At 67.6% G+C, this 21141-nt stretch carries 20 protein-coding genes; 15 read left to right on the forward strand and 5 right to left on the reverse strand.

Translation table 11 applies throughout. The features are described from left to right. Nucleotides 1–3: 3 nt before the first annotated feature. Genes atpA through ACN6M5_RS00725 form a run of 6 tightly spaced genes read left to right on the forward strand, consistent with a single transcriptional unit; the run spans nt 4 to nt 5721 of the window. Complete coding sequence (gene atpA / locus ACN6M5_RS00700; protein ID WP_434948156.1) at nt 4–1641, forward strand: F0F1 ATP synthase subunit alpha; 1638 nt, start codon at nt 4–6, stop codon at nt 1639–1641. Nucleotides 1642–1686: 45 nt separating this feature from the next. Beyond that, nucleotides 1687–2586 carry a F0F1 ATP synthase subunit gamma gene (locus ACN6M5_RS00705; protein WP_085369374.1) on the forward strand — a complete coding sequence of 300 codons (900 nt, stop codon included), beginning with the start codon at nt 1687–1689 and terminating at the stop codon, nt 2584–2586. A gap of 41 nt (nt 2587–2627) precedes the next feature. Further along, nucleotides 2628–4091, forward strand: a complete 1464-nt coding sequence (atpD, locus tag ACN6M5_RS00710; RefSeq protein WP_085369373.1) for a F0F1 ATP synthase subunit beta — start codon at nt 2628–2630, stop codon at nt 4089–4091. Nucleotides 4092–4093: 2 nt separating this feature from the next. Beyond that, on the forward strand, nt 4094–4354 hold the full coding sequence (locus ACN6M5_RS00715; protein WP_055892062.1) for a F0F1 ATP synthase subunit epsilon: 261 nt from the start codon (nt 4094–4096) through the stop codon (nt 4352–4354). Between the two features lies 1 nt (nt 4355). Then, nucleotides 4356–4913 (forward strand): P-loop nucleotide/nucleoside kinase family protein, encoded by a 558-nt coding sequence (locus ACN6M5_RS00720; RefSeq protein ID WP_085369372.1) that lies wholly within the window; start codon nt 4356–4358, stop codon nt 4911–4913. A 1-nt stretch (nt 4914) separates the two neighbouring features. Continuing rightward, nucleotides 4915–5721, forward strand: coding sequence for a YaaA family protein (locus ACN6M5_RS00725; RefSeq protein WP_434948157.1), 807 nt, complete (start codon nt 4915–4917; stop codon nt 5719–5721). A gap of 391 nt (nt 5722–6112) precedes the next feature. Here the strand turns inward: ACN6M5_RS00725 and ACN6M5_RS00730 are convergent, their stop codons facing one another. Further along, nucleotides 6113–6751, reverse strand: coding sequence for a DNA-3-methyladenine glycosylase I (locus ACN6M5_RS00730; RefSeq protein WP_434948158.1), 639 nt, complete (start codon nt 6749–6751; stop codon nt 6113–6115). Next, complete coding sequence (locus ACN6M5_RS00735; protein WP_434948159.1) at nt 6748–7245, reverse strand: methylated-DNA--[protein]-cysteine S-methyltransferase; 498 nt, start codon at nt 7243–7245, stop codon at nt 6748–6750. The genes ACN6M5_RS00730 and ACN6M5_RS00735 overlap by 4 nt, the downstream gene beginning before the upstream one ends. 113 nt (nt 7246–7358) lie before the next feature. Between ACN6M5_RS00735 and ACN6M5_RS00740 the strand changes: the two genes are divergently transcribed. The 4 genes from ACN6M5_RS00740 to ACN6M5_RS00755 all read left to right on the forward strand — a co-directional run bounded on the left by ACN6M5_RS00740 (nt 7359) and on the right by ACN6M5_RS00755 (nt 12860). Continuing rightward, nucleotides 7359–8330 carry an aldo/keto reductase gene (locus tag ACN6M5_RS00740; RefSeq protein ID WP_434948160.1) on the forward strand — a complete coding sequence of 324 codons (972 nt, stop codon included), beginning with the start codon at nt 7359–7361 and terminating at the stop codon, nt 8328–8330. 122 nt (nt 8331–8452) lie between these two features. After that, complete coding sequence (locus ACN6M5_RS00745) at nt 8453–9127, forward strand: TetR/AcrR family transcriptional regulator (protein WP_434948161.1); 675 nt, start codon at nt 8453–8455, stop codon at nt 9125–9127. A gap of 20 nt (nt 9128–9147) precedes the next feature. Continuing rightward, nucleotides 9148–10881, forward strand: a complete 1734-nt coding sequence (locus ACN6M5_RS00750; RefSeq protein WP_434948162.1) for an ABC transporter ATP-binding protein — start codon at nt 9148–9150, stop codon at nt 10879–10881. Further along, entirely contained in the window at nt 10878–12860 is a 1983-nt protein-coding gene (locus tag ACN6M5_RS00755) for an ABC transporter ATP-binding protein (RefSeq protein ID WP_434948163.1), read from the forward strand. The genes ACN6M5_RS00750 and ACN6M5_RS00755 overlap by 4 nt, the downstream gene beginning before the upstream one ends. Nucleotides 12861–12957: 97 nt before the next feature. On the opposite strand, the gene ACN6M5_RS00760 is transcribed toward ACN6M5_RS00755, so the two are convergent. The 3 genes from ACN6M5_RS00760 to ACN6M5_RS00770 all read right to left on the reverse strand — a co-directional run bounded on the left by ACN6M5_RS00760 (nt 12958) and on the right by ACN6M5_RS00770 (nt 16343). Next, nucleotides 12958–14352, reverse strand: a complete 1395-nt coding sequence (locus tag ACN6M5_RS00760) for an NAD(P)/FAD-dependent oxidoreductase (RefSeq protein ID WP_434948164.1) — start codon at nt 14350–14352, stop codon at nt 12958–12960. Between the two features lie 99 nt (nt 14353–14451). Next, nucleotides 14452–15864, reverse strand: a complete 1413-nt coding sequence (locus ACN6M5_RS00765; protein WP_434948165.1) for an aspartate aminotransferase family protein — start codon at nt 15862–15864, stop codon at nt 14452–14454. Beyond that, nucleotides 15861–16343 (reverse strand): Lrp/AsnC family transcriptional regulator, encoded by a 483-nt coding sequence (locus tag ACN6M5_RS00770; RefSeq protein ID WP_055892090.1) that lies wholly within the window; start codon nt 16341–16343, stop codon nt 15861–15863. The genes ACN6M5_RS00765 and ACN6M5_RS00770 overlap by 4 nt, the downstream gene beginning before the upstream one ends. Before the next feature lie 88 nt (nt 16344–16431). Between ACN6M5_RS00770 and ACN6M5_RS00775 the strand changes: the two genes are divergently transcribed. From ACN6M5_RS00775 to ACN6M5_RS00795, 5 genes are all read left to right on the forward strand, one after another. Further along, on the forward strand, nt 16432–17865 hold the full coding sequence (locus ACN6M5_RS00775; RefSeq protein WP_434948166.1) for a gamma-aminobutyraldehyde dehydrogenase: 1434 nt from the start codon (nt 16432–16434) through the stop codon (nt 17863–17865). A gap of 96 nt (nt 17866–17961) precedes the next feature. Beyond that, the gene (locus tag ACN6M5_RS00780) at nt 17962–18276 is read left to right on the forward strand and encodes a lactococcin 972 family bacteriocin (protein ID WP_434948167.1); all 315 of its coding nucleotides are present in this window, start codon (nt 17962–17964) and stop codon (nt 18274–18276) included. Nucleotides 18277–18294: 18 nt separating this feature from the next. Further along, a complete protein-coding gene (locus ACN6M5_RS00785; protein ID WP_434948168.1) occupies nt 18295–18885 on the forward strand; it encodes a hypothetical protein in 591 nt (196 codons plus the stop codon). 106 nt (nt 18886–18991) lie between these two features. Beyond that, nucleotides 18992–20200, forward strand: a complete 1209-nt coding sequence (locus ACN6M5_RS00790; protein WP_434948169.1) for an FHA domain-containing protein — start codon at nt 18992–18994, stop codon at nt 20198–20200. Beyond that, nucleotides 20197–21033: a protein phosphatase 2C domain-containing protein gene (locus ACN6M5_RS00795; protein ID WP_085369362.1), complete on the forward strand. Its 837-nt coding sequence runs from the start codon at nt 20197–20199 to the stop codon at nt 21031–21033. The genes ACN6M5_RS00790 and ACN6M5_RS00795 overlap by 4 nt, the downstream gene beginning before the upstream one ends. Nucleotides 21034–21141 lie beyond the last annotated feature (108 nt).

Genomic DNA, 21141 nt, shown 5'->3' on the forward strand with positions numbered 1-21141 from the left:
ACGATGGCAGAACTAACGATCAGCCCCGACGAGATCCGGGACGCGCTCAAGGACTTCGTCACCAAGTACGAGCCCACCAAGGCAGCGACCACCGAGGTCGGACACGTCATCGACGCGTCCGACGGCATCGCGCACGTCGAGGGTCTCCCCGGCGTGATGGCGAACGAGCTCATCCGCTTCGCAGACGGAACCCTGGGCCTCGCCCAGAACCTCGACGAGAACGAGATCGGCGTCGTCGTCCTCGGCGAGTTCGACGGCATCGTCGAAGGCATGGAGGTGACCCGCACCGGCGAGGTCCTCTCCGTCCCCGTCGGCGACGGCTACCTCGGTCGCGTCGTCGACCCGCTGGGCAAGCCGATCGACGGCCTGGGCGACATCGCCTCCGAGGGTCGCCGCGCACTCGAACTGCAGGCGCCCGGCGTCATGCAGCGCAAGAGCGTGCACGAGCCCCTCCAGACCGGCATCAAGGCCATCGACGCGATGATCCCGGTCGGCCGCGGCCAGCGCCAGCTCATCATCGGTGACCGCCAGACCGGCAAGACGGCCATCGCGATCGACACGATCATCAACCAGAAGGCCAACTGGGACTCGGGCGACGTCAACAAGCAGGTTCGCTGCATCTACGTCGCCATCGGCCAGAAGGGCTCGACCATCGCCTCGGTGAAGGGCGCGCTCGAGGATGCAGGCGCGATGGAGTACACCACCATCGTCGCGGCTCCCGCCTCCGACCCCGCCGGCTTCAAGTACCTGGCTCCGTACACCGGCTCGGCCATCGGCCAGCACTGGATGTACGGCGGCAAGCACGTCCTGATCATCTTCGACGACCTGTCGAAGCAGGCAGAGGCCTACCGCGCCGTGTCGCTCCTCCTCCGTCGTCCGCCGGGACGCGAGGCATACCCGGGTGACGTGTTCTACCTGCACTCCCGTCTGCTGGAGCGTTGCGCCAAGCTGTCCGACGAGCTGGGCGCCGGCTCGATGACCGGTCTCCCGATCATCGAGACCAAGGCGAACGACGTCTCCGCGTACATCCCGACCAACGTGATCTCGATCACCGACGGCCAGATCTTCCTGCAGTCCGACCTCTTCAACGCCAACCAGCGTCCGGCGGTCGACGTGGGTATCTCGGTCTCGCGCGTCGGTGGCGACGCGCAGGTCAAGTCGATCAAGAAGGTGTCGGGCACGCTCAAGCTCGAGCTGGCCCAGTACCGCTCACTCGAAGCCTTCGCGATGTTCGCGTCCGACCTGGATGCGGCCAGCCGTCGTCAGCTCGCCCGTGGCGCACGCCTCACCGAGCTCCTCAAGCAGCCGCAGTACTCGCCGTTCCCCGTCGAGGAGCAGGTCGTCTCGATCTGGGCCGGCACCAACGGCAAGCTCGACGAGGTCGCTGTGGAAGACATCCTGCGCTTCGAGGCAGAGCTGCTCGACCACCTCCGCCGCAACACGGACGTCCTGAACGTGCTGCGCGAGACCAACCAGCTGTCCGACGAGACCGTCGCGACGCTCGAGGCAGAGGTCGACAAGTTCAAGCTCGAGTTCCAGACCGGAGAGGGCAAGCCGCTCGCCTCCGTCGGGCGCGAAGAGTTCGAAGCGATCGCCGAAGAGGATGTCAACCAGGAGCGCATCGTCAAGGCGAAGCGCTGAGCCGCGGCATCGCCCGGCGACAGCAGATAGTTACGTAGGAGAGACATGGGAGCGCAACTTCGGGTCTACCGGCAGAAGATCAAGTCTGCCCAGACGACCAAGAAGATCACTCGGGCCATGGAGCTGATCTCCGCCTCACGCATCCAGAAGGCGCAGGCGAGGGTCGCCGCTTCAACGCCGTACGCCCGCGCCATCACGCGCGCGGTGTCGGCCGTGGCGACGTACTCGAACGTCGAGCACGTGCTCACGACGGAGCCGGAGAAGATCGAGCGCGCAGCGATCGTCATCTTCTCCTCCGACCGTGGACTCGCAGGCGCGTTCAACTCGAACGTGCTGAAGGAGTCCGAGCAGCTCGCAGAGCTGCTCCGGAGCCAGGGCAAGGATGTCGTCTACTTCCTGATCGGGCGCAAGGCGAGCGGATACTTCAGCTTCCGCCGCCGCGCGTTCGAGCGGGTGTGGACGGGCGGCACGGACGCTCCGGAGTTCGAGCAGGCCAAGGAGATCAGCGACGCGATCCTCGAGTCCTTCCTCCGCGACTCCGCGGACGGCGGGGTCGACGAGATCCACATCATCTACAACCGCTTCGTGAGCATGCTCACGCAGGAGCCGGAGGTCGTCCGACTGCTTCCGCTCGAGGTCGTGGAAGGTGTGGAGGAGCCGGGCGACAAGCAGATCCTCCCGCTCTACGAGTTCGAGCCGGATGTCGGCACCGTTCTCGACTCGCTCCTCCCGGTGTACATCGAGAGCCGCATCTTCAACGCCATGTTGCAGTCGGCTGCGTCGAAGCACGCTGCGACGCAGAAGGCGATGAAGTCCGCGAGCGACAACGCGGACAAGCTCATCACCGACTACACCCGCCTGGCCAACAACGCGCGCCAGTCCGAGATCACCCAGCAGATTTCCGAGATCGTCGGCGGTGCGGACGCACTGAGCTCCGCCAAGTAACTCGGACGACACACGTTTAGCAAACGAGAAGAGAAGACACCATGACTACCGCAACCGCCGAAGCTCAGGCTTCGACCGCGCAGCCGGCCGGCGTCGGGCGCATCGCCCGCGTCACCGGCCCTGTCGTCGACATCGAGTTCCCCCACGACTCGATCCCTGGCATCTACAACGCGCTCAAGACCACGATCACGATCGGCGAGGAGTCGACCGAGATCACCCTCGAGGTCGCACAGCACCTCGGAGACGACCTGGTCCGCGCCATCGCGCTCAAGCCGACCGACGGCCTGGTCCGTGGCGGAGAGGTCCGCGACACCGGAGCACCCATCTCGGTGCCCGTCGGTGACGTGACCAAGGGCAAGGTGTTCAACGTCACGGGCGACGTTCTCAACGCAGAGCCCGGCGAGACCATCGAGATCACCGAGCGCTGGCCCATCCACCGCCAGCCGCCGGCGTTCGACCAGCTGGAGTCGAAGACGCAGCTCTTCGAGACCGGCATCAAGGTCATCGACCTCCTCACCCCGTACGTGCAGGGTGGAAAGATCGGCCTCTTCGGTGGTGCGGGCGTCGGCAAGACCGTCCTCATCCAGGAGATGATCCAGCGCGTCGCGCAGGACCACGGTGGTGTGTCGGTGTTCGCCGGTGTCGGCGAGCGCACCCGTGAGGGCAACGACCTCATCCACGAGATGGAGGAGGCGGGCGTCTTCGACAAGACCGCCCTCGTCTTCGGCCAGATGGACGAGCCGCCGGGAACGCGTCTGCGCGTCGCCCTGTCCGCCCTGACCATGGCGGAGTACTTCCGCGATGTGCAGAAGCAGGACGTGCTGCTCTTCATCGACAACATCTTCCGCTTCACGCAGGCCGGTTCCGAGGTCTCCACGCTGCTCGGCCGCATGCCGTCCGCGGTGGGCTACCAGCCGAACCTCGCCGACGAGATGGGCCTCCTCCAGGAGCGCATCACCTCGACCCGCGGTCACTCGATCACCTCGCTGCAGGCGATCTACGTCCCCGCGGACGACTACACCGACCCGGCTCCGGCGACCACGTTCGCCCACCTCGACGCCACCACCGAGCTTTCGCGCGAGATCGCGTCGAAGGGTCTGTACCCGGCCGTCGACCCGCTGACCTCGACGTCGCGCATCCTCGACCCCCGTTACTTGGGCGAGGACCACTACCGCGTCGCCACCACGGTCAAGCAGATCCTCCAGAAGAACAAGGAACTGCAGGAGATCATCGCCATCCTCGGTGTCGACGAGCTCTCCGAGGAAGACAAGATCACGGTGTCGCGTGCGCGCCGCATCCAGCAGTTCCTCTCGCAGAACACCTACATGGCGAAGAAGTTCACCGGTGTCGAGGGTTCGACGGTTCCGCTCAAGGACACCATCGAGTCGTTCGACGCCATCGCCAAGGGCGAGTTCGACCACGTCGCGGAGCAGGCGTTCTTCAACGTCGGCCCGATCAGCGACGTGGAAGAGAAGTGGGCTCAGATCCAGAAGGAGAACGGCTAACAATGGCTGTCCTCAACGTCAGCGTCGTCGCCGCCGACCACGAAGTGTGGTCGGGCGAGGCGAGCATGGTCGTCGCGAAGACGGTCGAGGGTGAGATCGGTATCCTCCCCGGCCACGAACCGCTGCTGGCCATCCTCGCCTCCGGCGAGGTGCGCGTGACCCTGAACGGCGGGGAGTCGATCAAGGCCCAGGCCGACGACGGCTTCCTGTCCGTGGAGAACAACACGGTCACGGTGGTGGCACGCCAGGCGGAGCTCGTCTGACATGGCCGAGCAGCCCGTCAGCGTCGAGCGTCAGTTCGGCGACGTGCGCGTCCCCATCCTGATCGCGATGGCGGGCCTGCCCGGCTCAGGCAAGTCGACGCTCGCCGAGATCATCGGCGCCAGGCTCGGCGCCACGACGGTGTCCGTGGACCCGATCGAGGCGTCGATCCTGCGCGCCGGTATCGACTCCGATCAGCCGACGGGCCTCGCGGCCTACCTGGTCGCCGAGACGATGGCGGAGCAGGTGCTGCAGTCCGGTCACTCGGTGATCGTGGATGCCGTCAACGCCGTCGAGCCCGCCCGGCTGCAGTGGCGCGATCTCGCTGAGCGTTCCGGAGTGAAGCTGCGCGTGATCGAGGTGGTCTGCTCCGACGACGAGCTGCACCAGTCGCGGCTGGCGAAGCGCACCGGTCTCACGGCCGCGTACGCGGTGGAGCAGAGCGTCGACGAGTACGACGAGTGGAGGGGCGCCTGCGCCACCCTCCCGCGCGTCACGATCGACACCGCAGCTCCGCTCGGCCAGAACGTCGAGATCGCTCTCGACTTCCTGGTGGCCTAGTTTGCTCATCCTCCTCCCGCCCTCCGAGACCAAGCGCGACGGGGGAGCGGGAGACCCGCTCGACCTCGACGGCCTCCGCTTCGGCGAACTGAAGCCGGTGCGCAGGAACGTGCTCGCCGCGGTGGCCGCGCTGTCCAGGAACCGCGAGCACAGCATCCGCGCCCTGAAGCTCGGACCCAAGCAGGCGGCGGAGGTCGACCGCAACCGCGCGATCCGTTCGTCGCCCACGATGCCGGCGCTCAGCCGGTACACCGGAGTGCTCTACGACGCTCTGGATGCGCAGACCCTCATCGACGACCAGTGGGCGTTCGCGGGTTCGACCGTCGTGGTGCAGTCGGCCCTGCTCGGCCCGGTGGCCGCCACCGACCTCATCCCGGCCTACCGGCTGTCGTTCGACTCCCGATTGTCGCTCGAGAGGGGCGTCGCGACGCTCAAGAAGCGGTGGGCGCCGGCTGCGAGCGCGGTGTTCCACGCGCATCCCGGGCTCATCGTGGACCTGCGGTCGGAGGGCTATGCGGCGCTCGGGCCGCTCCCCGGGCGGCCGGATGCTCACTATGTGCGCGTGCTCGCCCGCGACGGCGACGGCCACGTGCGCGCGCTCAACCACTTCAACAAGCAGGCGAAAGGCCTGTTCACGCGCGCGCTCATCGAGGCGGGGACGGACTTCGCCACCACGGACGAGCTGCTCGCCTGGGCGGCCGCCGAGGGCTACGAGCTGCGCGCGGCCGGGGACGGGTCGGCGGAGCTGGAGCTGATCGTGCCCGAGGTGGCGGGGGAGCCCGGCGCGTTGATGGCTGTGCTGCGCTGAGGCGGTGCCGGGGCACATCCGGAGCTGGACGGATGTCGAGATTGTGCGTGAATCAGTGGTGGACTTCCAAAAACTGAGATATGCTCAACCCTAGGTGAAGCGTCTCGGATAGCTTCGCATCGGGCAATGCGAGCAATGAGGAGGAGCCAGCCAGCCAGCCGGGGTCAGTGGGTGCGTTCGAAGTCGAACGGCCACCTCACCTCGTCTATCAGTCGGGCCGACGCAACGGAAACCCGGCGTGATCCCCTCACGCCGATCTCCTGGCCGGATGCGCGATGACACAACAGATTCCGCCTGCGGTCGGGCACGTGCGGACGTGACATCGCCAGCGAGAATCCGGTGCTACTAACGAGTACCGTCGTCGGCCCGACCCTCTCCTGGGTGGTGAGCTTCACGCGTGGGCGCGGAAGCAGCCGGTGAAGTGGTCGTCGACCATCCCGGTGGCCTGCATCAGGGCATACATGGTTGTCGGGCCGACGAAGCGGAAGCCGCGGCGACGCAGCTCTTTGCTGAGAGCGGTGGACTCGGGCGTGACGGCGGGGACCTCGGACCATGCGTTGGGGCGCTGGCGGCCCGTGGCAGGCGGGGCGAAGCTCCACATGAGTTCGTCGAGCGGCGTGTCGAGGGCGAGCACGGCGTGCGCGTTGGAGATGGTGGCCTGGATCTTGCCGCGGTGGCGGATGATGCGCGCATCCTGGAGCAGGCGCTCGATGTCGGACTCGGTCATGGCGGCGACGGCGACGGGGTCGAAGCCGTGGAAGACCTCGCGGAAGGCGGGGCGGCGGCGCAGGATGGTGATCCAGGAGAGGCCGGCCTGGAATCCTTCGAGGCAGAGCTTCTCGTAGAGGGCGCGCGGGTCGTGCTGCTCGCGGCCCCACTCCTCGTCGTGGTAGCGGCGGTACTCCGGGTCGCTCGCCGACCAGGAGCAGCGGGCCAGGCCGTCGTCGCCGACGATCACGGCCGCGCGCGGGGGGAAGGGTGGCTCGGCAGCAGCGGCAGGAGTGGCGGGGGCGGTGGTGTCGGTGCTCATGCGGCCAGCATGATCCCTTCGTGGGTGAGGAGCCAGAGTTTGGTGGGGATGCCGTCGCCTCCGCTGTATCCGGTGATCTTGCCGGAGGAGGAGAGCACGCGGTGGCAGCCGACGATGATGGGGATGGGGTTGGCGCCGACAGCGCCGCCGATCGCGCGGCCGGAGCCGGGGCGGCCGATGCCGAGGCCCAACTCCCCGTATGACGTGTATGTGCCGAACTCGAGGCCGGCCAGTTGTTCCCAGACCGCGAGCTGGAAGGCTGTGCCGTCGAGCTTCACGGGGAGGTCGAAGTCTTTGCGGTCTCCCGAGAAGTACTCCTGCAGCTGCAGTTCGGCACGCTCCAGGACCTCGGTGGTGCGCTCCTCGTGCTCTTCGAGCGGGAGGTGGCCGGAGCGTTCGATGGAGAGGGAGGTGATGGCGTGACCGTCGCTGGTCAGCTCGATGCGGCCGATCGGACTCGGCATCCGTGTGAGGTAAGCGAAAGAAGTGGTCATGGGAAGACTCTACGGGGGGCCACCGACGTGTTCTCGCGGAAAACGGACATGGGGGATAAGTCGGGAGGGGGACGTGGCTGTGGAGGGATCCGTGGCCTGCATAGACTCGGAGCATGGCAGAAATCGACTATCGTCCTCTCGGGAATTCGGGGCTCATCGTCTCGACCATCGGCCTCGGCTGCAACAACTTCGGGCGCGAGGGAACCGCATCCGAGACCCAGGAGGGGACGGACGCGGTGATCGGCGCCGCGATCGACGCCGGGGTCACCCTCTTCGACACCGCCGATATCTACGGCAAAGAGCGCGGCCTCTCCGAGACGCTGATGGGTAAGTCGCTCGCCGGCAAGCGCGACCAGATCGTCCTCGCCACCAAGTTCGGGATGGACATGGCCGGCACGAACGGACCCGACTGGGGTGTGCGGGGGTCGCGCCGCTACATCCGGCTCGCGGTCGAGGCGTCGCTCAGGCGGCTCCGCACCGACTGGATCGACCTCTACCAGCTGCACCAGCCCGACCCGATCACGCCCATCGAGGAGACCCTCGAAACGCTCGACGACCTCATCGCCGAGGGCAAGATCCGGTACATCGGGCACTCGAACCTGGCCGGCTGGCAGATCGCGGAGGCGGAGTTCACCGCCCAGCTGAACGGGCATCCGAAGTTCATCTCGTCGCAGAACGAGTACAGCCTGCTCGTGCGGGATGCGGAGCGGGAGGTGCTCCCGGCCGTCAACCAATACGGGCTCGGCTTCCTGCCGTACTTCCCGCTCTACAACGGCCTCTTCACCGGCAAGTTCTCGCGGGACGGCGGCCCGTCAGACAGTCGCATCATGATGATCAGGCGGCACCTGGTCGACAACGCGCCGTGGGATGTCATCGAGCGCTACCAGGCGTTCTGCGACGAGCGCGGCGTGACGATGCTGGCCGCGACGTTCGCCTGGCTGCTCGCCCAGCCCGGGCTGACGAGCGTGATCGCCGGCGCCACCAAGCCGGAGCAGATCACCGCGAACGCCGAAGCGGCCACCGCCTGGCGCGCGACTCCGGAGGAGATCGCGGCCATCACGGCCATCTTCACCCCCGCCGCCTGACCGGCGCCTGGCGCCCGCCAGGACTCGCCCGTTTTCCTGCGGGGGAGTCCTGGCGATTGTTCGCTCAGGGCGAACACACCGAGCGTTGTGAGTGAGCACTCACTCCGCGTAGGATCGCTGCCGTGGATACGGCGGAGGACGAACTCGAGGACGCGGCGGAGCGAGACGCCAAGCGTCCGCCGCGCGCGCAGCCGCTCAGCCCGGATGACCGGAGGGCGATGATCGTCGACGCCGTCATCCCGTTGCTCGTCGAGCACGGACGCGGGGTCACCTCCAAGCAGATCGCGGAGGCCGCCGGGATCGCGGAGGGCACGATCTTCCGCGCGTTCGGCGACAAGGAGACGCTGGTCCAGGCCGCGATCGAGAAGTACCTGGATCCCGAACCGCTCAGGAACGCGCTCAGAGCCATCGACCCGTCGCTGCCGTTCGAGCACAAAATCCGCGCCATCCTGTACCTGCTGCGCGAGCGGTTCGAGAGCGTCATGCGGATCATGGCCGTCGTCGGCCCGCAGCGCCCGCCCGTGCCGCAGGAGCGCGGCGAGTTCGCGAGGATCATCGCGCAGGTGCTCGAACCGGAAGCGGAGCAGCTCAACTGGCCCCCGGAGCGGGTGGCGCACCTGCTGAGGCTGATCAGCTTCTCGTCGGCGTTCCCCATGCTCAACGAGGGCATCGAGTTCAGCATCGACGACCTCGCCCGCTTCACGATGGTCGGCGTCGCCGGGCGCCCGATCGACTTCGACGCGCAGAGCGCCGATCTGGGACCGGCGACGGCAAGCGCGTCCCCATCCGCACGATAACCCGCACCCAAGGAGACCCCATGTTGCTCAAACTCCTCGGCCGGTTCCTCCGACCGCATTGGCCGCTCCTCGTCGGGGTGGTGTTCTTCCAGCTCGCCCAATCGCTGCTGTCGCTGTGGCTGCCGACGCTCAACGCCGACATCACCGACAACGGCATCGCGAAGGGCGACACCAACTACATCGTCTGGGTGGGCGCCGGGATGCTCGGGGTCACCCTCGTGCAGGTCGCCTGCTCGATCACGGCCGTCTACTTCGGCGCGAAGGTCGCCATGCGCGTCGGCCGCGATCTGCGTGGCGCGATCTTCCAGAAGGTGGGCGAGTTCTCCGAGCGGGAGGTGTCGAAGTTCGGCGCTCCATCGCTGATCACCCGCAACACGAACGACGTGCAGCAGGTGCAGATGCTCGTGCTGATGACCTGCACCCTGCTGGTGTCCGCGCCGATCCTGGCGATCGGCGGCATCATCCTGGCCATGCAGCAGGACATCCAGTTGTCCTGGCTGATCGCCGTGAGCGTGCCCATCCTGCTGGTGGCCGTCGGCCTCATCATCACCAGGATGGTGCCGCTGTTCCGCACGATGCAGGAGCGGATCGACCGGGTCAACCGGGTGCTGCGCGAACAGCTGACGGGCATCAGGGTGGTGCGCGCGTTCGTGCGGGAGGATATCGAGACCGGGCGGTTCAGGAAGGCGAACGCCGACGTCACGGACACCGCGCTCCGCGCCGGCCGTCTGTTCGCGCTGATGTTCCCGATCGTGATGCTGGTGCTGAACGTGTCGAGCGTCGCCGTGATCTGGTTCGGCGCGTTCCGCGTGCAGGACGGCTCGATGCAGATCGGCACGCTGACCGCGTTCCTGCAGTACCTCATGCAGATCCTGATGGCGGTGATGATGGCGACGTTCATGGCCGTGCTCGTGCCGCGCGCCGCCGTCTGCGCCGACCGGATCGGCGAGGTGCTCGGCACGGAGTCGTCCGTGCGCATCCCGAGCTCGCCGGTCACCGAGCTGGAGGCGAACGGGACGCTGGAGTTCGTGGATGTCGGGTTCTCGTATCCGGGAGCGGAGCAGCCGGTGCTCAGCGACGTGACCTTCCTCGCCAAGACCGGGCAGACCACGGCGATCATCGGCAGCACGGGAGCGGGCAAGACCACGCTGGTCAACCTCATCCCGAGACTGTTCGACGCCACCAGCGGACTGGTGCTGGTGGACGGAGTGGATGTGGCGGAGCTCGACCCCGATCTGCTCTGGTCGCGCATCGGGCTCGTGCCGCAGAAGCCGTACCTGTTCTCCGGCACGATCGCGTCGAACCTGCGCTACGGCAAGCCGGACGCCACCGACGACGAACTCTGGCAGGCGCTCGAGATCGCGCAGGCGCGCGACTTCGTCGAAGCGATGGCCGACCGACTGGATGCGCCGATCGCCCAGGGAGGCACGAACGTCTCCGGCGGCCAGCGTCAGAGGCTCGCCATCGCGCGCGCCCTGGTCAAACGCCCCGAGATCTACGTGTTCGACGACTCGTTCTCCGCCCTGGACACGGCGACGGATGCGCGGCTCAGGCAGGCGCTGTCGCGTCAGGTCGCCGGCGCCACCATGATCGTCGTGGCCCAGCGGGTGTCGACCATCGTCGACGCCGACCAGATCATCGTGCTCGACGACGGCCGCGTGGTCGGCCGCGGAACGCACGACGAACTCTTGCAGACCAATGAGACGTACGCGGAGATCGTGTCGTCGCAGCTCACCGCGGAGGAAGCAGCATGAGCGACAACACCGAGACGGAAGAACGCGTCCCCGAGCGCCCGCCGGTCCGCCGCGGCCCGGGTGGCGGCGGCCCGTTCGGCGGGATGCAGGGACCGGTCGAGAAGTCGATGAACTTCGGCCCGTCCGCCAAGCGCCTCGTCGGGAGATTGCGGCCGGAAGCCATCGGGATCGCGTTCGTCACCCTGCTCGCCGTGGTGAGCGTCGTGTTCGCGGTGCTCGGGCCGAAACTGCTCGGCAACGCGATCAACCTCGTGTTCGCCGGAGCGCTGTCGCTGCAGTTCCCGAAGGGGGCGACGCAGGAGCAGGTGATCGCCGGACTCCGGGCCAGCCACCAGACGCAGCTGGCCGACCTGCTCTCCGGCACCACCTTCACGCCGGGTGCGGGGATCGACTTCACCGCTGTCGGCGGTGTGCTGATGTGGGTGCTCGCGCTCTACGTCCTGTCGTCGGTGTTCAGCTACCTGCAGGCGTACGTGCTCAACGGGATCACCCAGCGCACCGTCTACCGCCTCCGCGAAGAGGTCGAGGCGAAGATCCACCGCCTGCCGCTGCGCTACTTCGACGGGATGCAGCGCGGCGAGCTGCTGAGCCGGGTCACCAACGACATCGACAACATCTCGCAGACGCTGCAGCAGTCGATGAGCCAGCTGCTCACCTCGCTGCTGACCGTGATCGGCGTCGTCGTGATGATGTTCGTGGTGTCCCCGCTGCTCGCGGTGATCGCGCTCATCACGATCCCGCTGACGCTCATCATCACCACCGTGATCGCCAAGCGGTCGCAGAAGCTGTTCGTCGCGCAGTGGAAGAACACCGGCGAGCTGAACGGCCAGATCGAGGAGGCCTTCACCGGCCACGCCCTGGTGAAGGTGTTCGGCCGTCACCGCGAGGTGGAGGAGCAGTTCCGGCTGAAGAACCAGGAGATGTACGAGGCGAGCTTCGGCGCCCAGTTCATCTCGGGCATCATCATGCCGGCGATGATGTTCGTCGGGAACCTGATGTACGTGGTGATCGCGGTCGTCGGTGGTCTGCAGGTGGCGAGCGGCGCGATGCAGCTCGGTGACGTGACGGCGTTCATCCAGTACTCGCGTCAGTTCACGCAGCCGCTCACGCAGCTGGGCTCGATGGCCAACCTGCTGCAGTCCGGCGTCGCGTCGTCCGAGAGGGTGTTCGAGCTGTTGGATGCGGACGAGCAGTCCGCAGACCCCGCCGACCCGGAGAGCCCCCAGGGCACGAAGGGACGCCTCGCGTTCGAGGACGTGTCGTTCCGGTACACGGAGGACAAGCCGCTCATCGAGGACCTGTCTCTCGTCGCGGAGCCCGGCCAGACCGTCGCCATCGTCGGCCCGACCGGTGCAGGCAAGACCACCTTGGTCAACCTGATGATGCGCTTCTACGAGCTCGACTCGGGCCGGATCACCCTCGACGGCGTCGACATCGCATCGATGACCAGGCTCGACCTGCGCAGCAGGATGGGCATGGTGCTGCAGGACACCTGGCTGTTCAACGGGACGATCCGCGAGAACATCGCGTACGGGCGTCCGGATGCGACGGAGGAGGAGATCCTGGATGCGGCCCGCGCCACATACGTGGACCGCTTCGTGCACTCTCTCCCCGACGGCTACGACACGGTGCTCGACGACGAGGGCGGCAACGTCTCCGCGGGCGAGAAGCAGCTGCTGACCATCGCGCGGGCCTTCCTCGCCCGGCCGAGCGTGCTCATCCTGGACGAGGCGACCTCCTCGGTCGACACCCGCACGGAGGTGCTGGTGCAGAAGGCGATGGCGGCGCTCCGCAGCGACCGCACGTCGTTCGTGATCGCGCACCGGCTGTCGACGATCCGGGATGCCGACCTCATCCTGGTGATGGAGGCCGGCCGCATCGTGGAGCAGGGCACCCACAATGAGCTGCTGGCCGCCGGCGGCGCGTACTACACGCTGTACAACGCCCAGTTCGCCGCCCCGGTTTCCGACGAGGCCTGACCGCCGCTCCGCCGCCTCAGCAATCGAGTCCGAAGTTGTTCACGCCCCGCACGGCGTGTCGCGTGAACAACTTCGGACTCGATGGTTTCGGGGCGGGTCAGTGTCCGGTGAGGGGAGCCATCAGGCGGGCGGCGATGGAGGGGCGGTCGGTGACGCGCTCTTCGAGGTCGGCCAGCTCGGTGCCGACGAGGCCGGCGTTCGCACCGGCGAAACGGAGCGGCTCCGGCTCCCACTGCGGGGAGCGGTGGCCGACCCAGGGGAGTGCCGTGAGCGCGGTGCGGCGGCCGCCGAGGAGGTCGGCGACCGTGCGCCCCGCGAGGTTGGTGGTGCTGAGGCCGTCGCCGACGTAGCCGCCCGCCCAGGCTTCCCGCGCATCCGGATCGTGGCCGACGCTCGCGTGCCAGTCGCGGGGGACGCCGAGCGGGCCGCCCCAGTGGTGCGTGATGCGCGCGCCGGCCGCATCCGGGAACAGGTCGAACAGCGCGCGGGTGAGGTGCTCGCGCACGCGGGGTGCGCGGTCGTACTCGGGCAGGATCGTGCTGCCGAGGTGGTAGCGGGCGCCGCGTCCGCCGAACGCGAAGCGGTTGTCGGCCGTGCGCTGGCCGTAGATGATGAGGTGCCGGAAGTCGGCGAAGGTCTGGCCGTGCTGGATGCCGATCCTGTCCCAGACCTCGTCGGGCAGCGGCTCGGTGGCGATCATCAGCGAGTACAGCGGCAGGATGCGCCTGCCCACCTGGGGCAGCTGCGAGCCGTAGCCCTCCGTGGCGTTCACCACGGTCCCTGCGCGGACGGTGCGGACCAGGCCGCCGGACACCGCGGTGACCACGCCGTCCGACCAGGACAGCACCTCCGTCTGCTCCGCGATGGTCGCCCCGCGCGCCTCGACGACCCGCGCCAGGGCGCGCACCAGCTTGGCCGGGTGGATGCGCGCGCAGTCCGGCGTGAACGTCGCCGCCACGGCATCCCTCGCCCCGAACCGGTCGGTCACGGTGTCCGTGCCGAGGATGGAGACCGTGTCGACGCCGAACTCCTTCGCCTCCGCGTATTCGGCGCGGGCGGCGGCGAGCTGCACGCGCGAGCGGGCGAACGTGACGGTGCCGCCGCGCACGTAGTCGCAGTCGATGCCCTCGGCGGAGACGACGCGGCCGACCTCGCCGACGGTGTCGATCATCGCGCGGCGCTGGGCGACGGCCGCGGCCAGGCCGTAGCGCGCACGCAGCGCGGACGCCGACCACGGGAACAGGGCGGAGCACCAGCCGCCGTTGCGACCGGAGGCGCCGAAGCCGGCGACCTCCTTCTCGAGCAGCACGATGCGCAGTGAGGGGTCGGCCTCCTGCAGGTAGTACGCGGTCCACAGTCCGGTGAGCCCGGCGCCGACGATCGCGACATCCGCATCCACGTCGTCGCCGAGACCGGGACGGGGACGGAAGCCGTCCTCCGCCTCACTGATCGACTCGAACCAGAATCCGACCCGTTCGTAGCTCACGCGCATCCCTCTCGTCTCGCCAAAAGATCGAGTCCGGACCTATGCACGCGACACGCCGTGAAACGCGTGCACAAGTCCGGACTCGATTGTGTGTGTGGTGGGTGGTTACAGGTGGTTCTCGGCCTCGGTGAGGACGGACTCGAGGATCTGGCGGATCTCGGTGAACTCGGCAGGGCCGATGGTCAGCGGCGGTGCGAGCTGGACGACGGGGTCGCCACGGTCGTCCGCGCGGCAGTACAGCCCGGCCTCGAACAGCGCCTTCGACAGGAAGCCGCGCAGCAGGCGCTCGGACTCGTCGTCGTCGAACGTCTCCTTCGTGGTCTTGTCCTTGACCAGCTCGATGCCGAAGAAGTAGCCGTCGCCGCGCACGTCGCCGACGATCGGCAGCGCGAGCAGCTTCTCCAGCTCTGCGCGGAACAGCGGCGAGTTCTCGCGGACGCGCTCGTTGAGCCCCTCCTCCTCGAAGATGTCCAGGTTCTCCATCGCGACAGCGGCGGAGACCGGGTGACCGCCGAATGTGTAGCCGTGGTAGAACGACGTGTTCCCGTGCTTGAACGGCTCGTACAGCTTGTCGCTGATGATCGTCGCGCCGATGGGGGAGTACCCGCTGGTCATCGCTTTGGCGCAGGTGATCATGTCCGGGACGTAGCCGTACTCGTCGCACGCGAACATGTGGCCGATGCGGCCGAAGGCGCAGATGACCTCGTCGCTGACCATGAGCACGTCGTACTTGTCGCAGATCTCGCGCACGCGCTGGAAGTATCCAGGAGGCGGCGGGAAGCATCCACCGGAGTTCTGCACCGGCTCGAGGAAGATCGCCGCGACGGTCTCCGGACCCTCGAACTGGATCATCTCCTCGATGCGGTTCGCCGCCCACACGCCGAACTGCTCGATGTCGTCCGTCGGGGCACCCATCTCGCCCGCGCGGTAGAAGTTCGTGTTCGGGACGCGGAAACCACCCGGCGTCAGCGGCTCGAACATCTCCTTCATGGCCGGGATGCCTGTGATGGCGAGCGCACCCTGCGGCGTGCCGTGGTACGCGACGGCGCGGGACAGCACCTTGTGCTTGGTGGGGCGGCCCTGCAGCTTCCAGTAGTACTTGGCGAGCTTGAACGCGGTCTCCACCGCCTCGCCTCCACCGGTCGAGAAGAACACCCGGTTGAGGTCACCCGGCGCGTAGTGCGCGAGCCGGTCCGCCAGCTCGATGGCGTTCGGATGCGCGTACGACCAGATCGGGAAGAACGCGAGCTCCTCCGCCTGCTTGGCGGCAGCGGCGGCGAGGCGCTTGCGGCCGTGACCGGCGTTGACCACGAACAGCCCGGAGAGGCCGTCGATGTACTTCCTGCCGCGGGAGTCGAAGATGTGGTGGCCCTCGCCGCGGGTGATGATGGGGACGCCGTGGCCGTCCTCCATCACCGACTGGCGTGCGAAGTGCATCCAGAGGTGGTCCTTCGCCTTGGCCTGGAGGGCGTCCTCGTCTGCCGTCGAGATGGCGGGGTCTTCTGTGGTGATTGTCATCGTGTTCCCCAGTTGTAGAACTGTTTGTGGAGTTTGAGATAGACGAACGTCTCCGTCGATAGCACGCCTTCGATCGTCCGGATCTCGGAATTGAGCATGGTGATGAGGTCGAGGTCGTTCTCGCAGACCACTTCGGCCAGGATGTCGAACGTCCCGGCCGTGAGGACCACGTAGTCGACGGACGGCATGGCGGCCAGCTTGTCCGCCACCGCCCTGGTGTCCCCGGTCACCCGCACGCCGATCATCGCCTGCCGGTAGAACCCGAGCTGCATCGGGTCGGTGACGGCGACGATCTGCATGACCCCCGACTCGGTCAGTTTCTGCACGCGCTGGCGCACCGCCGCCTCGCTGAGACCGACGGCTTTGCCGATCTCCGCGTATGAGCGACGGCCGTCCACCTGCAGCTGCTCGATGATCGCCTTGGAGACGTCGTCGATCTGGACAGGCTTGGCGGCAGTGACTGCCCGAGGGGAACTCATGGAGCGATTCTGTCAGTGAGATGGTCGTCGGGCAAGCGAATCCGCACGAATCTGTGTCGTTTTCTATCGAAATCAGTAGACTTCCGGCATGACAACGCGAGAACTCCGCAATTTCGTCAACGGCGCTTTCTCTGAATCCCGGGCGACGGAGCGCATCCCGCTGATCGACCCCGCGACCGAAGAGGTCTACGCGACGGCACCGGTGTCAACAGCGGATGACGTCGCCGACGCGTACGCCGCCGCACGGGATGCGTTCGAGGTCTGGGGAGAGACGACGCCGGCCGAACGCCAGCTCGCGCTGTTCAGGATCGCCGACGCGATGGAGCAGAGGGCGGAGGAGTTCGCCGACGCCGAGTCCCAGGACACCGGCAAACCCCGCGCCACGCTGGTCGACGACGAGATCCTGCTGTCCGTCGACCAGATCCGCTTCTTCGCGGGGGCGGCCCGCAACCTCGAAGGCCGGTCGGCGGGGGAGTACCTGAAGGACCACACCTCGTTCATCCGGCGCGAACCGATCGGCGTCGTCGGCCAGGTGACGCCGTGGAACTACCCGCTCAACATGGCGGTCTGGAAGTTCGCCCCGGCGCTCGCCGCGGGGAACACGACGGTGCTGAAGCCGTCGGACACGACGCCGCTCTCCACGCTGGTGCTCGCCGAGGTGGCCGCCGAGTTCCTGCCGGCCGGGGTGCTCAACGTGGTGACGGGGGACAGGACGACGGGCGCCGCGATGACGGCAGACCCCATCCCACAACTGATCTCGATCACCGGCTCGGTGCGGGCCGGGATGGAGGTGGCACGCGCCGCATCGTTCGACCTCAAGCGGGTGCACCTGGAGCTCGGCGGGAAGGCGCCGGTGATCGTGTTCGACGACGCGGACATCGCGCAGGCGGTGGAGGGCATCGTGGCCGCCGGCTACTTCAACGCCGGCCAGGACTGCACGGCGGCGACCCGTATCCTCGTGCAGGAGGGCATCCACGACGAGTTCGTCGCAGCGCTCACCGCGTACGCGCGCGAGAACGCCCGGACGGGGGCTCCTCGTGAGGACGGCATCCTGTTCGGGCCGGTGAACAACGCCAACCAGCTCGCCCAGGTGAGCGGATTCGTCGACCGGCTTCCCGACCACGCCACGGTCGAGCTCGGCGGCCACCGCCAGGGCGACAAAGGCTACTTCTACGAGGCGACGATCGTCTCCGGCCTCCGCCAGGACGACGAGGCGGTGCAGAACGAGATCTTCGGGCCGGTGCAGACGGTCCAGAAGTTCACCGACGAGGCGGAGGCGCTGCGCTGGGCGAACGGCGTGCAATACGGTCTGGCCTCCTCGGTCTGGACGAAAGACCACGGCCGCGCGATGCGCTTCGCGAAGAACCTCGACTTCGGCTGCGTGTGGATCAACACCCACATCCCGATCGTGGCGGAGATGCCACACGGCGGGTTCAAGCACTCCGGGTACGGGAAAGACCTCTCGATGTACGGGTTCGAGGACTACACGCGGGTGAAGCACGTGATGTCGTTCATCGGGTGAGTGGATACCAGTATTAGTGAAATGTAAACAATAGGAATGTAAAGTGAATTGGCTTAGCTTCGTCGTAGTGAATCGATTACTCGTAGCGACGGAGGTATGTACATGAAGCGGCTAATTACAGGGATGGTGGGCGCAGGTCTTGTGCTCGCATCGGTATTCGGCACAACGACGGCAGCGAGCGCGACGGTCGCATACCCCGAGGGTGGCACGTGGGACTACGGTGTCCGCTGGCTTGGCGGAAGCAACGAGCAGGCCTACTCCGACTATCACCACAACAAGCGGGTTCACAAGTCCACGGCCTGTTCGACGGCTGCCTGCACGGTCTCAGCATGGATGCAGGTCAACAGGTGGGCGCTCTCCACGCGACCTGCCAGCCTGTGGGGCAATTCGTTCTACTACGACGTCCGCTGAGTCGCGGCGATGAGTCGCGTGTGGGTGCGAAGCCGTCTCTCAGCAGCCGTCGGCGTTGTCGCCGCAGTGGTGGCACTGGCGGGATGCGCGGCGGACGCACGGCCGGCGAAGCAGGACTTCGACGGGCCGTGGGCCGCAGAGTTCAAGCTGAAATACAACGAGTCGACGTCCGGCTTCGTTCGCTCGGTGTTAGAGGACGGAACGATCTCGTACCAGGAGTACCAGGAGATGCGGGATCGGTACCGGTCCTGCCTGGCGGCGTCCGGCATCGAGTTGTCTGATCGGGCTGGATCCTCGGAGTTCACGTTTCCTCCGTCTTTGGGCGCCGCTCGGGCGAACAAAGTAGAGAACGAGTGCTCGACGAGCTCGGGGGAGTTTTCCATCGGTGCTTTGTACACGTGGATCCAGCGCAATCCAGAGAATCTCGACGAGGACGCGATCATGGCGGAGTGCCTCGTGCGGACGGGGGCCGTCGAGCCCGGCTACACCGCGAAGGACCACATGGCCGACACGCCGACGCGCGAGTGGCCGTTCATCGACGCCACGCGTGGACGAGACATGTACGAAGCGTGCGACGACGACCCGCTCGGGCTGCTCGACGGGCTCTGAGCGGGAAAGGGGTCTCGGCGGGCGGGTTCGGAGATTACACTCGGATAACGCACGCCCACGATCACCACTCACCCCACCACGACGACAGCCACGGGAGGAAACCTCGGTGTCTCCCGGATACGTGAGGTACGCCCCGGTCGCAGGGCCGTCGCGGTGGCTGCTGATCGCCGGGCGGCGGTTCGTCGCCGCCGTGGAGAGCTCTGTCGCCGACTCGATCGTCGACACGGTGTGGTGGCTGGCCGACTCCGACCTGGCGACCATCGAGTCGGTCGTCGGCGCGTTTCCGCTGGTGGGCCAGGATGCCGTGCGCTCGTTCGCCGTCGCCGAGCTGAGTGAGCCGAACGCCGCAGGCGAGGTGCTCGTGACGGCCGTCGTGCGCGGGACGGCCGCCATCGACGTCTTCTCCGTCGGCGGATCCCGGCGGTTCTCCGCCGCCGGGGTGCAGCCGTGGGTGCTCGCCGAGTTCCGTTCGGTGACCGGGCTGGTGATCGGCGGGGACGACCTGCCGACCGGTCCCGTCGCCCGGCTGAGCGTCGGGTCGCTCCCGGTGGGGCTCGGCGTCGTGGACGGCGAGCTGCTGACCTGGACGCTGTCGCCGATCGAGCGCGTCGAGCGCACGGCGCCCGGGCGATACGCGGGCGGAGCGGGCGGCGGAGCCAATGCCACCGACAGTGCACCCAGCGCCGACACCGACGACGACGCCCTCTCCGACGAGACCATCATCCGGGCCAGGCGCGGCGCCAGCATCTTCGCGCGCGAGGCCGAGCCGGAGGCCGCCCCCGCGGCCTCCGTCCCTGCCGGGCACGAGCTGCCGGGTGCCGTGGACATCGAGCCACCCTCCGACACGCCCGGACCGTTCGCGACGCCCATCACCGGCGATGCCGACGTTCAGACCCAGCCCGTCATCCTCCCTCCCGCGCCGGCGCAGTACGCGATCCGTCTCGCATCCGGTGAGGTGTTCGACCTCGATCTGCCCGTCCTGATCGGCAGGCGGCCGTCCGCTCCACGCATCGAGCAGGGGGCTCCTCCCCGCCTGGTCGCTGTCGCGTCGCCGGAGCACGAGGTGTCGTCGACCCACGTCAGGATCGAGCAGGAGGGGGACGCCGTGGTCGTCACCGACCTGCGTTCCACCAACGGCACCGTCGTCACCGCAGCTGCGGGAACAGAGTCCCGGCTGCGGCCTGGACAGTCCGTCGTCGTGCTCGCGGGGGCCACCGTGGAGATCGGCGACGGTAATATCATCGAGATCACTGCCGTGGGCCAGCGCGCCGACGGCGACGCATCGGCCGAACCGACCAGAAGAGGACGCGAGTGACCCAGATCGGTCGCAGCAACAGACGCCACACCGTGGTCGTCCCCGGCGATTCCGACGCGCGGATCAGCCTCGCCTGGGCGGCGCTGAGCGACAAAGGCTACCGGCGCTCCGTCAACGAGGACAGCCTGCTCGCCCGCTCGCCGATCTTCTCCGTCGCCGACGGGATGGGCGGCCACACCGCGGGGGACTTCGCCAGCACCGCCGTTGTCACCCGGCTGGCCGAGCAGGTCTCCGTCGACTTCGTCGGCCAGGATGCGCTGACCAGCGCGCTCCGCTCCGCCGTCGACGACATGGGCCGCGGCGTCGGCCACACCGACCTCGGCACAGGGACGACGGTGACCGGCATCGCCCTTACGCTGGTCGACGGCTCGCCGTACTGGCTGGTCTTCAACATCGGCGACTCCCGCGTGTACAGCTATCACGACGGCACGCTCGAACAGGTCACCGTCGACCACTCGATCGTGCAGGAACTGCTCGACTCCGGCGCGATCACCCCGGCAGAGGCCGAGGTGCACCCGCACAGCAACGTGATCACCAGGGCCGTCGGCTTCAACGAAGACCCCGTTCCCGACTTCTTCTTCATCCCGATCGTCGCCGGTTCCCGGCTGCTGGTCTGCTCCGACGGGCTCACCAAGGAGCTCACCGAGCACGGCATCCGGTATTTCCTCGGGGAGGGCGCCTCCCCGCTCGACGCGGCGCAGCAGCTGATGGATGCGGCACTCGGCAACGGCGGACGGGACAACGTCACCGTCGTGGTCGTCGACGTGCTCGCCACCCCGGAGAGCGGACCGCACGGCGACGGCGTGCCCCGGCGGGCAGCGCGCCGCCACTGACCGGCTCGCCGCATCCGGATGCTGGCCCCCGAGTTGGGGGTAGGTATCCTGTCCCCAGTCCGGGACCTGGCCCGATCCGCCCAGCAGGCCCTGCCTACAATTGGGGGA

This window comes from Leifsonia araucanica (assembly GCF_051161895.1).
In the GTDB taxonomy this organism is placed as follows: domain Bacteria; phylum Actinomycetota; class Actinomycetes; order Actinomycetales; family Microbacteriaceae; genus Leifsonia.